Below are 11087 nucleotides of genomic sequence, written 5' to 3'. Positions count from 1 at the left end.
TATCCACTCACGACCCCCCGGGTCAGCCGCCGCCCGCTGCCGTGAGCCACTCCTGGTAGAACAGGCCCAGGCCGAGCGCGGCGCACATCGCGGCGAGCAGCCAGAACCGGATGATCACGGTGGTCTCGGCCCACCCGGCGAGCTCGAAGTGGTGGTGGAAGGGCGCCATCCGGAACACGCGGCGGCGGGTCGTGCGGAACACCGCGATCTGCACGGCCACCGACAGCACCTCCACCACGAACACGCCGCCGATCACCACGAGCAGCAGCTCGGTGCGCGTGACGATCGACAGCCCGGCGATCAGCCCGCCGATGGCGAGCGAGCCGGTGTCGCCCATGAAGATGCGGGCCGGCGCGGCGTTCCACCAGAGGAACCCGATGCAGCCGCCCATCGCCGCGGCCGCGACGAGTGCGACGTCGAGCGGGTCGCGCACCTGGTAGCAGCCTGCTGCGCTCGCGATCGCGCAGTTGTTGCGGAACTGCCAGAACCCGATGATCGTGTAGGTCGCCAGCACGATGGCGCCGGTGCCGGCCGCGAGCCCGTCGAGCCCGTCGGTGAAGTTCACCGCGTTCGACCAGCCGGCGATGATGAGGTTGGCGAGCAGGACGAAGCCGATGGCGCCGAACGACAGCACCGTGATGTCGCGCACGAACGAGAGGCTGTCCGACGCCGGGGCGAGGCCGTCGGCATTGGCGAACCGCAGCGCGAGGATCCCGAAGATCGTGGCGGTGAGCACCTGGCCCACGGTCTTGGCGGTCTTGTTGAGGCCCAGGTTGCGGGCGCGGCGGAGCCCGATGAAGTCGTCGAGGAACCCGACGATGCCCAGTGCCGTGGTGAGGAACAGCACGAGCAGTGCCGACGCGGTCATCGGCTCCCCCGTGAGCAGGTGCGAGAGCAGGTAGCCCAGCCAGATCGCGGTGAGGATCGCGACGCCGCCCATGGTGGGCGTGCCGCGCTTCGCCTGGTGGCTCTGCGGGCCCTCGGCCCGGATCTCCTGCCCGAACCCCTGCCGCGCGAAGAACCGGATGAGGTAGGGGGTCATCAGGATCGAGACCGCGAGCGCGACGCCCGCGGCGATGAAGACTCCTCTCACCGGGGCACCGGTCCCGGCGCGCGCAGCAGCGCATCGGCCACCCGTTCCAGCCCGGCCGTCCGGGACGCCTTCACCAGCACGACGTCACCCGGCCCGGCCTCGGCCCGTAGGAGGCCGACGGCCTCGTCGACGTCGGCGGTGCGCCGGGCTCCCGGGTAGTCGGCGGTGCCGACGGCGACGAGCCGGTCGATGCCCAGCTCCCTGGCCAGCGCCGCGACCTCGGCGTGGGCGGCGGCGGCGCCGTCACCCTGCTCGGCCATCCGGCCCAGCACGGCCCATGTTCGCCGGTTGCCCTCCCCGAGCGCGGCGAGCGCGGTCAGCGCGGCCCGCATCGACTCGGGGTTGGAGTTGTAGGCGTCGTTCACGACGGTGAGCCCGTCGGCGCGGTCGGTGACCTCCATCCGCCACCTCGACGCCGGCTCGGCGGCGCTGAGGGCGGCGGCGACGCCGTCTGCCGTGCCCCCGAGCTCCAGCGCGACCGCCGCGGCGGCGAGCGCGTTGCCCACGTGGTGCTCGCCCACGAGCCGCAGCGCCACGGGCGCGCGCCCGGAGGCGGTGACGAGGGTGAAGCGGGCCCGTCCACCGTCGAGGCGCACGCCCTCGGCGCGGATCTGCGCATCCCCCCGCCCGACGGTCACCACCCGGGCCGCCGTGCGGCTCGCCATCGCGGCGACCAGCGGGTCGTCGGCGTTCAGGACGGCGACCCCGTCCGCGGGCAAGGCCTCCACGAGCTCGCCCTTGGCCCGCGCGATCGCCTCGACGGAGCCGAACTCGCCGACGTGCGCGCGTCCGACGTTGAGCACCACCCCGATCCTGGGCGGGGCCACGGCGGCCAGCCGCGCGATGTGCCCCGCGCCGCGGGCGGAGAACTCCAGCACCAGGTGGCGGGTGCCCGGGTCGGCGCGCAACGCCGTCCAGGGCAGGCCGAGCTCGTTGTTGAACGACCCGGGCGGGGCGACGGTCGGCCCGAGCGGGGCGAGCACGGCGGCGAGCAGGTCCTTCGTGGAGGTCTTGCCGGAACTGCCGGTGACGCCGACGACGGTGGTGGCCGGCAGGGCCCGCACCACGTGCCCGGCGAGCGCCGCGAGCGCGGCGAGCACCGCGGCGCCCGCACCGTCGTGGTCGGTCTCGTCGAGGTAGGTGCCCGCCTGCCGGGCCACCGGCGCCGCGATGACGGCGGGCGCGTCGACCTCGCGCCCGGCCAGCACGCCCGCGGCCCCGGCGGCCACCGCGGCCGGGGCGTAGGAGTGGCCGTCGACCCGCTCGCCGGGCAGGGCGACGAACAGGCCGCCGGGCCCGATCGCGCGCGAGTCGAACTCGACGGCGGTGACCCGCTCGTCCCCCGAGGCCCGGTGGAGGCGCCCACCGGTGACGGCGGCGACGTCGGCCAGCCGCATCTCGATCATGCTCTCGTCCTGCTCATCGCTCAGGCGGCGCTTCGGGTGACGCAGCGCGCGGGCGCTGTGACTGTGATTCGCACGCAAGCTCGCTCATTGGGCATATCCGATCATCCGTGGGCACGAGGCTCGCTACCGCGTGCCCTGCAGCGCGGCGCCGAGGGCCGCCGCCACCTCGGCGGCGTCGTCGAAGGGGTGTTTGACCCCGGCCACCTCCTGGCCCGTCTCGTGCCCCTTACCGGCAACGACGACGGCGTCCCCCGGTTTCGCGGACGCCACGGCGGCGGCGATCGCGGCGCGGCGGTCGCCGATCTCCATCAGGTCACCGGCGCCCGGCTCGGCCCGCGCGCCGGCGAGCATCTCGGCGCGGATCCCGGCCGGGTCCTCGGTGCGCGGGTTGTCGTCGGTGACGATGAGCAGCTCCGCGCGGGCAGCGGCGGCCGCACCCATCACCGGGCGCTTGCCGCGGTCGCGGTCGCCGCCGCAGCCCAGCACGACGATCAGCCTGCCCGGCACCTGCGGGCGCAGCGCGTCGAGCAGCGCGGCCACCGCGCCGGGCTTGTGGGCGTAGTCGACGATCGCGAGGAACGGCTGCCCCTGCTCGATGCGCTGCATCCGCCCCGGCACGGCCACCCCGGCGAAGCCCTCGGCGGCCACCGCGGCGGGGACCCCGGCCGCGTCGAGGCACGCCAGCGCGACCACGGCGTTGGCCACGTTGAACGCGCCGGGCAGCTGCAGCCGCACCGGCAGCTGCGCGCCGTCGGGCGCCACGGCGGTGAAGCTCTGGGTGCCGTCGGGGCCGGTGTGCACGTCGACCCCGCGCCACGCCGCGGGCCCCCCGGTGGACACGGTGACGGCGCCCGGTGTGCGGGCGGCCAGCCGTCGCCCCCACTCGTCGTCGACGCACACGACCGCGTGCTCCGCCCGGCCGTCGAAGAGCGCGGCCTTGGCCTCGAAGTAGTCCTCCATGTCGCGGTGGAAGTCCAGGTGGTCCTGCGACAGGTTGGTGAAGGCGGCCACCGCGAAGCGCGTACCCGCCACGCGGCCCATGGCGAGCGCGTGGCTCGAGACCTCCATCGCCACGTCGGTGACGCCGTCCTCGGCCATCACCGCGAACAGCGCCTGCAGGTCGGGCGCCTCCGGCGTGGTGAGCGCCGCGGGCAGGCGGCTGCCGCGGATGTGGGTGCCGACGGTGCCGAGGAGCCCGGTGGCGCGCCCCGCGGCCGCGAGCCCTGCCTCGAGCAGGTGGGCCGTGGTGGTCTTGCCGCTGGTGCCGGTGACGCCGAGCACGCGCAGGTGCGCCGTCGGGTCGCCGTGCACGAGCGCCGCCAGCGCCCCGAGCACCTCGCGCGGGTGCGGGTGCACCAGCAGCGGGACGCCTGCGAGCGCGGGCCGCCGGGCGCCCGCGGGGTCGGTGAGCACGGCCACCGCACCCCCGGCGACGGCGACCGCGGCGTAGTCGGCGCCGTGCGCACGGGTGCCGGGGAGGGCGGCGAACAGGTCGCCGTGCCGCGCGTCGGACGCCCGCAGCGTGACGCCGGTGACGGTCGCCGGGCCGCTCGCGGCCACCCCGATGGCGGCGCCGAGGACGTCGAGCGGCACCGGGCGCACCTCCCGCGGCCGCGGCGGTGCGCCGGCCGGGGCAGGAGGAGCTTCGCGCGCGGGCGACACGTCGGGGAAGGCTACCGGCGGGCCACGCGGCACCCCTGCGCGCACCGCCCGCGCGTCACCCGTCCGCGCGCCGGACGGCCCAGCGTGCGCGTCCGTCGGTACGAACGCGCCCGGAGTGTGATCTTCGCGAGGTCCACGGGCACGGTGGGGACCGCACGGCGCGCGCAGCGAGTCATTTGTCGGCGGTGTGCTCGAGCACCTCGGCCACCAGGACGTCCCACACCTGCGGTGGCGGCATCTGGTGGCCCATTCCCCGCAGGGGGACCAGCCGGGCGCCGGGGATCTCCTTCGCGAGCGCCTCCCCGTGCCCGTACGGGAGGAGCGGGTCGGCCGTGCCGTGCAGCACCAGCGTCGGCGCGGTGATCGACGCGATCCCGGCCCGGATCGGCGGCCCGGGCTCGGCGATCCAGTGGTTCTTCCACGCGGCCGCCATGTCCGGGGTGCGCTCGAAGGCCCGGCGGACGAGCGCGGCCAGCCGCTCCTCGTCCACCGCCAGCGTGCCGGCGAACAGCCGCTCCCCCGAGACGACGTGGTCGACCACCGCCTCGCGGTCGGTCCAGTCGGGCTCGGGCGCCGGCTGCGCGAACGACGCCGCGACCGCCTCCGTGGACGGGGGCAGGTCGTCCCACGGCACGCTCGCCGGGCCGCCGAACGACGTGGAGACCAGCGTGAGCGTGCGGACGCGTTCCGGGTGCTCCACGGCGACCTGCTGGGCGATCGCCCCGCCTGACGAGATGCCGAGCACGTGCGCCGCGGCGATGCCGAGGCCGTCGAGCACCCGCACGGCGTCGTCGCGGAGGTCCGCGCCGGTGTAGCCCGGCTTCCCGGCGGGCCACTGCGTCGACCGGCCGGTGTCGCGCGAGTCGTAGCGCACCACGTGCCGCCCGCCCGCGGCGAACCGCGCGCACAGCTCGTCGTCCCACCAGTCCATGGAGCCCGAGTTGCCGCAGATGAGCAGCAGAGGCGGGTCGTCGGGCGATCCGAAGCCCTCCACGCAGAGCGTGACCTCTCCGTCCCGGACGAACCGCTCCATGACGCCCTCCCTGCTCAGGGCCGCACGCTACGGCAGCTGCAGGGTCTGCACCGGCGGCGGCTGGTCGCTCACCGGCAGCCGCTCGCGCTGGGCGATGTAGGTGGCGATGTCGTGGAACAGCGGCGCCGCGCTCGTGCCGGTCTTCGGCGCGTCGAGCATGATCGCGATGACGTAGCGCGGGTTCTCGGCCGGCAGCATCCCGGCGAAGGTGATCCAGTGCAGCTGCCGGGAGTAGCAGCCGCACCGCGGGTCCACCTGCTGCGCGGTGCCGGTCTTCCCGGCCACGACGTAGCCCGGCACGGCCGCCTGGTAACCGGTGCCGCGCTGGCCGTGGGCGTCCTGGGTGACGGCGGTGAGCATCGTGCGCAAGGTCGCGGCGGTCTGGGGCGACACCACCCGCACGGGCTCGGGTGCCGGCGGGGGCACCCGCACGCCGTCCGGGCCCGTCGTGCTCGCGACGATCCGGGGCGGCACGCGCAGCCCGTCGTTCGCGACCGTCTGCAGCATCCCGGCCATCTGCAACGTCGTGACCGTGAGCCCCTGGCCGATCGGCAGGTTCCCGAACGTCGACCCGGACCACGACGCCCGCGGCGGCACCTGGCCCGGCTCCTCGCCCGGCAGGCCGACACCCGTGCGCTGGCCGAGGCCGAAGCGGGCGAGCATGTCGGCGAACCGCTCCTCCCCCACCCGCTGCGCCGTCATGATCGTGCCGACGTTCGACGACTTCGCCAGCACACCGGTGAGCGTGAACTGCTCGGTCCCGTGGTCCCACGCGTCGCGGATCGTGCGGTCGGCGACGCGGATGCTGCCCGGCACCGTGAGGACGTCGTTCGGCGTGGCGATCCCGTCCTCCAGCGCCGCGGCCATCGTGACGACCTTGTTCACCGAGCCCGGCTCGAACGTGTCCTGGACGGCGGTGTTGCCCAGCTGCGCCGGCGCCGCCGCCGACAGGTCCCGCGGGTCGAACGTCTGGCCGTTCGCCATCGCGAGCACCTCGGCGGTGTGCGCGTCGAGCACCACGGCCGACGACGTCGCGTCCGCGCCCGTGCGCTGCACGTAGTCGGCGAGCGCCTGCTGCACGGTGTACTGCAGGTCGGAGTCGATGGTGAGCTGCAGGTCCGAGCCCTGCACTGCGGCCCGCTCGAAGCGGGTGCTCCCCGGGATGACGGCGTTCGAGTCCTCCGCAGTGTCGACGACGCGCAGCCCTTCGAAACCGGCGAGCAGGTTGTCCTGGGAGCTCTCGAGGCCCACGCGGCCGGTGAGCTTGCGCTCGTCGGCGTTCCAGGTGGCGGCGCCGATCACGTTCGCGGCGAGCGTGCCCCCGGGGTACTTCCGGTCCTCGCGCCGCTCCTCCGCGATCTCGGGGAACCGGTCCCGCAGTGCGCGCGCGACGTCGGGCGTGACGAGCTTCGCGAGCACGACGTACCCGCGGTCGCTGGTGAGCAGGCCGAGCAGCTCGGCCTGGTCCTGCCCGGTGGCCTGCGCGATCGCGGCCGCCATCTCCGCCGCGTAGCGCGGGGTGTCGGGCCCCCGGGTCTGGGCGATCATCCGCGGGTTCGTGACGAGGGCACGCGCGTCCACGCTGAACGCGAGCGGCTCGCCCGTGCGGTCCGTGATCGCGCCGCGCTCGGCGGGTAGCCGGATGTTCGTCGTCGACTGGCGCTGCGAGGCCTCGCGCAGCTCGCCGGCCTCCACGGTCTGGACGACCACGAGCTTGAGCGTCGCGACCGCCAGCACCACCACGAGCAGCACGCGGCCGATCCGGAGCCTGCGCGCTGTCAGCACCGCCTGGTCCGGCGGCCTGCGAGGCGCGGGAGGCCGCGGCGAGGACTGCTGGCGGGCCGCCGCTCCGGCGGCCCGGGGCCGGGGCGGGGCCGACGGCATCAGCCGGCGCCCGTCGCGCCGTCGCCCGCGCGGGCCTCGGCGGCCCGCTCGACCGCGCCACCGCCGGCACCGACCCCGTGCTGCCCGGACCCGTCGCCACGGGCACCCTCTGCCGGCGCGTCGCCGTCGACCCCGGGAGAGCCCTCCTCCGTGTCCGAGGCGGCGAGCCGTGCCGAGCCGTCCGACGCCGTGCCGCCGGGCGTGCTGTCGCCCTCTGTCGCGTCCTCCGGTGTCGCGTCTTCCGGCGCCGCATCCTCCGGGGCAGCGCCGTCCGGGTTAGCGCCGTCCGGGTTAGCGCCGTCCGGGTGAGCGCCCTCCGGAGTCGTGCCCTCCGGCGCGGCCCCCTCGGTGCCGGGCGCGGGCGGTTGCGCGCCCGCGGGCGGCGCGGGCGGGGGTGGCGGCGGCGGGGCGACCGCGGCGCGCGGTTGCCCGACCACGTCGACCGCGCCGTCCACGGCCACCACGAGTCGCGCGGGGTCCCGCACGGGGACCATGCCCAGCTCGCCGGCGCGCCGGGCCAGCTCGGGCGCCGACTCGAGCACGGCGACGTCCTGCTTCAGCCGCTCCGCCTGCTCGCTGAGCACGCGTGCGTCGGCGGTGGCGTCCTGGAGCCGGTACGAGTCGGCGGCGGCCGCGGTCGACAGCCACAGCGTGGCCACCAGCCCGACCGCGAGCAGCACCATGATCAGGAGCACGAACTGCGGCCGTCCCGCGGTGGCCACGGCCTTCGCCGGGCGCGCCCCCGCGCCGCGCCGCGCCCGCTGGTCGGCACGCGTGGACGCCTTCTGCGTGGCCGGCCGCCGCGCGCCCGCTGCCGGCTCGACGGAGGGCGCGAGGGCGGCGGCGACGGCGCCCGCGAGGCCCCGCTGAGCCGGGATGGCCGCCGTGCGGCCACGGACGGCGGTGCGCCCGCGCTCGGTGACTGGAGCACTCATGACACCACCACTTCCTGCTGGTCCGTCACGCCGCCTCCCGGATGCGTTCGGCGGCACGCAGGCGGACCGGGGCCGCCCGCGGGTTCTCGCTGATCTCCTCCGCGCTCGCCTGCTCGGCCCCGCGGGTGAGCAGGCGCAGCTCGGGCCCGTGCCCGGGCAGCTCGACCGGCAGGTCCACCGGCGTACGGGACGACGCCCGCGCCGCGAGCTCCCGCTTCACCATGCGGTCCTCCAGCGAGTGGTAGGCGAGCACGACGATCCGGCCCCCGACGGCGAGCGCGTCGACCGCGGCGGGCAGGGCGGCACGCAGCGCGTCCAGCTCGCCGTTGACCTCGATGCGCAGCGCCTGGAACGTGCGCTTCGCCGGGTGGCCGCCGGTGCGCCGCGACGCCGCGGGCACCACCTCGTAGAGCAGTTCGACGAGCTCGGAGCTGCGCCGCAGCGGCGCCTTCGCCCGCCTGCGGGCGACGGCGGCCGCGATCCGGCCGGCGAATCGCTCCTCCCCGTACTCGCGCAGCACCCTGGTGAGCTGCGGCACCGGGTAGGAGTTGAGGACCTCGGCGGCGGTGGGGCCCGTGGTGGGGTCCATCCGCATGTCGAGGTCGGCGTCGCGCGAGTAGGAGAAGCCGCGCTCGTCGGCGTCGAGCTGCAGGGACGAGACGCCGAGGTCGAACAGCACGCCGTCGACCCGGGGAAGCCCCAGTTCCCCGATGACGTCGGCGATGCGGTCGTACACGGCGTGCACGAGGTGGACCCGGTCGGCGTGAGCGGCGAGCCTGCGCCCGGCCATGGCGAGCGCATCCGGGTCCCGGTCGAGCCCCACCAGCGTGAGCCGGGGGTGCTCGGCCAGTAGCGCGGCGGCGTGCCCGCCGAGCCCGAGGGTGGCGTCGACGAGCACCGCGGGCCGGTCGGCGAGCGCGGGCCGCAGCAGTTCGGCGACCCGGGGCAGGGCCACGGGGACGTGCCTGGCCCCAGCTGGCCCGCCCTCGTGGTCGTGCTGCCCCACCGCACACCTCCCTGCCCCGTGTCGCCGCCCCCGCGCCCCCGCGTCGTTCGGCCGGTCCGCCCACAGCGGCCCGTTCACGCTGGCCCGTACGATCCACCGATGCCTCCACCCGGCAGACCTGGCACCGGGGAAGGTGCGCCAGGGCTACCGGGTGGGGGCACCGTCGGGTCGATGTCACCCACGTTCGCCTCGTGTGTCCTCGTGCTCAGATCAGTCCGGGGAGCACCTCCTCCTGCGCCTTCGCGTAGGTGTCCTCGTTCTGGTCCTGGTACCGCTGCCAGGCCTCGGCGTCCCAGATCTCGGCGCGCGTGAACGCGCCGATCACCACGCAGTCCTTCGTCAGCCCCGCGTAGCGGCGCAGCTCGGGGGTGATGGCGATGCGGCCCTGGGAGTCGGGGTTCTGCTCGTCGGTGCCGGAGAAGAGGTTGCGCTGGAAGACGCGGGCCGACTCGCTCGTCAGCGGCGCCGACGCGACCTTCTGCGCGAGCTCCGTGAAGGCGTCGCGCGTGAACACGTACAGGCAGTGGTCCTGCCCCTTCGTGATCATCAGCCCGCCTCGCAGCTCGTCGCGGAATTTCGCGGGCAACGTGAGCCGCCCCTTGTCGTCCAGCTTCGGGGTGTAGGTGCCGAGGAACACCGGCCCCACCTCCACCTGCGGCCCGTTGTGCCCCAGCGATCACCACATTACCCCACTTCGCCCCACCGTCAACTCCGACAACCGCTCACCGCTCGGGAAAGAAGACGGAAAACACCTGGTCAGACGAGGTGGGGGAAGGTGGGGGACCACCCGCTCGCGCGACAACTGACGACCACGGACGGTGAGCGGCGGCGCGTGTCGAGGCACCGATTCACCCTGCTGCTGCTCGCTCCCCGCCCTCCGTACGGCGCACGGAGAGCGCACGGACGGACGAGGTGGGGCAGAGTGGGGAAGCTCTGCGGCACCCATCGAGGGGAGGCGCGAGCAGCTGTTTGACAGACTGGACGCGCGTCTCGCCCCAGGGGGCGCGTGAGAAGACCACGGAGGAGGGCACGTGGCCGAGCTGGCGAGGTCTCCGGAGGAGCACTCGTGACCGCGACGAGCAGCCGTCCCGGGCTGGACGGCGACATGGGTCCCGGGCTCGGTGACGTGGCGGACCTGTGCGGCCGGATCGCCGGCAACATCCAGCGGGTGATCGTCGGCAAGCCCGACGTGGTGCGCGTCGCCATGGTCACGCTGCTCGCCGAAGGTCACCTGCTCGTCGAGGACGTCCCGGGCGTCGGCAAGACGTCGCTCGCGAAGGCGCTCGCCCGGTCGATCGACTGCTCGGTGAGCCGCGTGCAGTTCACGCCCGACCTGCTGCCGGGCGACATCACCGGCCTGTCGGTCTTCAACCGGCAGACCACCGAGTTCGAGTTCCGCCCCGGCCCCGTCTTCGCCAACATCGTGATCGCCGACGAGATCAACCGCGCCTCCCCGAAGACGCAGTCGGCGCTCCTGGAGTGCATGGCGGAGCACCAGGTCACCGTCGACGGCGCCACCTACGCGCTCGCCAGCCCGTTCATGGTCGTGGCCACGCAGAACCCCGTGGAGATGGACGGCACCTACCCGCTCCCCGAGGCCCAGCGCGACCGCTTCACCGCGCGCGTCAGCGTCGGCTACCCCGATCTCGCGGCCGAGCTCGCGATGGTCGACGAGCACAGCGCCGCGGACCCGCTCGACGTCCTGCGCCCGGTCACCGACGCCCGCCGCGTCCGGGCGGTGGTCGACGCCGTCCGCCGCGTGCGCGTCGGCCCCGAGGTGCGCCAGTACTGCGTGGAGCTGGTCGGCACCACCCGCCGCATCCCGGACGTGCGGCTGGGCGCGTCCCCCCGGGCCACCCTGCAGCTGGTGCGGGCGGCGCGCGCACAGGCCGCGCTCGCCGGCCGCGGCTTCGTGGTGCCCGACGACGTGCAGGCCGTTGCGGTCCCGGTGCTGGCCCACCGGCTGCTGCTCACGCCCGACGCGCTGGCCTCCCGCCGCAGCGCCGTCGACATCGTCCGCAGCCTGCTCGGCCGCCACCCGGTACCGGCGCCCAGGGGCGGGTGAGGG

Annotated in this window: 9 protein-coding genes; 1 reads left to right on the top strand and 8 read right to left on the bottom strand. The window is 75.3% G+C overall.

Annotated features, from left to right (window positions below; genetic code table 11):
• Positions 1–22 precede the first annotated feature (22 nt).
• The 8 genes from mraY to mraZ form a co-directional block, all read right to left on the bottom strand.
• Complete coding sequence (gene mraY, locus ABEA81_RS12495; protein WP_425570541.1) at positions 23–1042, bottom strand: phospho-N-acetylmuramoyl-pentapeptide-transferase; 1020 nt, start codon at positions 1040–1042, stop codon at positions 23–25.
• A gap of 47 nt (positions 1043–1089) precedes the next feature.
• Positions 1090–2499 (bottom strand): UDP-N-acetylmuramoyl-tripeptide--D-alanyl-D-alanine ligase, encoded by a 1410-nt coding sequence (locus tag ABEA81_RS12490; RefSeq protein WP_345605149.1) that lies wholly within the window; start codon positions 2497–2499, stop codon positions 1090–1092.
• Positions 2500–2622: 123 nt separating this feature from the next.
• Positions 2623–4101 carry a UDP-N-acetylmuramoyl-L-alanyl-D-glutamate--2,6-diaminopimelate ligase gene (locus tag ABEA81_RS12485; RefSeq protein ID WP_425570540.1) on the bottom strand — a complete coding sequence of 493 codons (1479 nt, stop codon included), beginning with the start codon at positions 4099–4101 and terminating at the stop codon, positions 2623–2625.
• A 232-nt stretch (positions 4102–4333) separates the two neighbouring features.
• Positions 4334–5194 (bottom strand): alpha/beta fold hydrolase, encoded by an 861-nt coding sequence (locus ABEA81_RS12480; RefSeq protein WP_345605147.1) that lies wholly within the window; start codon positions 5192–5194, stop codon positions 4334–4336.
• Between the two features lie 27 nt (positions 5195–5221).
• Positions 5222–6979 (bottom strand): peptidoglycan D,D-transpeptidase FtsI family protein, encoded by a 1758-nt coding sequence (locus tag ABEA81_RS12475; protein ID WP_345605146.1) that lies wholly within the window; start codon positions 6977–6979, stop codon positions 5222–5224.
• A 98-nt stretch (positions 6980–7077) separates the two neighbouring features.
• Entirely contained in the window at positions 7078–8013 is a 936-nt protein-coding gene (locus ABEA81_RS12470) for a hypothetical protein (protein WP_345605145.1), read from the bottom strand.
• Positions 8014–8038: 25 nt separating this feature from the next.
• Complete coding sequence (gene rsmH / locus ABEA81_RS12465) at positions 8039–9019, bottom strand: 16S rRNA (cytosine(1402)-N(4))-methyltransferase RsmH (RefSeq protein WP_345605143.1); 981 nt, start codon at positions 9017–9019, stop codon at positions 8039–8041.
• 205 nt (positions 9020–9224) lie between these two features.
• Positions 9225–9656, bottom strand: a complete 432-nt coding sequence (gene mraZ, locus ABEA81_RS12460; RefSeq protein WP_345605142.1) for a division/cell wall cluster transcriptional repressor MraZ — start codon at positions 9654–9656, stop codon at positions 9225–9227.
• Between the two features lie 468 nt (positions 9657–10124).
• Between mraZ and ABEA81_RS12455 the strand changes: the two genes are divergently transcribed.
• Positions 10125–11084 (top strand): AAA family ATPase, encoded by a 960-nt coding sequence (locus tag ABEA81_RS12455; RefSeq protein ID WP_345605358.1) that lies wholly within the window; start codon positions 10125–10127, stop codon positions 11082–11084.
• The last annotated feature ends 3 nt before the right edge of the window (positions 11085–11087 follow it).

This window comes from Pseudonocardia adelaidensis, assembly GCF_039543345.1.
Lineage (GTDB): Bacteria > Actinomycetota > Actinomycetes > Mycobacteriales > Pseudonocardiaceae > Pseudonocardia > Pseudonocardia adelaidensis.
Note: the sequence above shows the minus strand (reverse complement) of the source record. Positions and strands in the feature narration are given on the sequence as shown.

Coding starts and splice junctions, on each gene's coding strand:
- ABEA81_RS12470 (WP_345605145.1), bottom strand. CDS start 8,013: ATGAGTGCTCCAGTCACCGAGCGCGGGCGCACCGCCGTCCGTGGCCGC.
- mraY (WP_425570541.1), bottom strand. CDS start 1,042: ATGACCCCCTACCTCATCCGGTTCTTCGCGCGGCAGGGGTTCGGGCAG.
- ABEA81_RS12490 (WP_345605149.1), bottom strand. CDS start 2,499: ATGATCGAGATGCGGCTGGCCGACGTCGCCGCCGTCACCGGTGGGCGC.
- ABEA81_RS12455 (WP_345605358.1), top strand. CDS start 10,125: ATGGGTCCCGGGCTCGGTGACGTGGCGGACCTGTGCGGCCGGATCGCC.
- ABEA81_RS12480 (WP_345605147.1), bottom strand. CDS start 5,194: ATGGAGCGGTTCGTCCGGGACGGAGAGGTCACGCTCTGCGTGGAGGGC.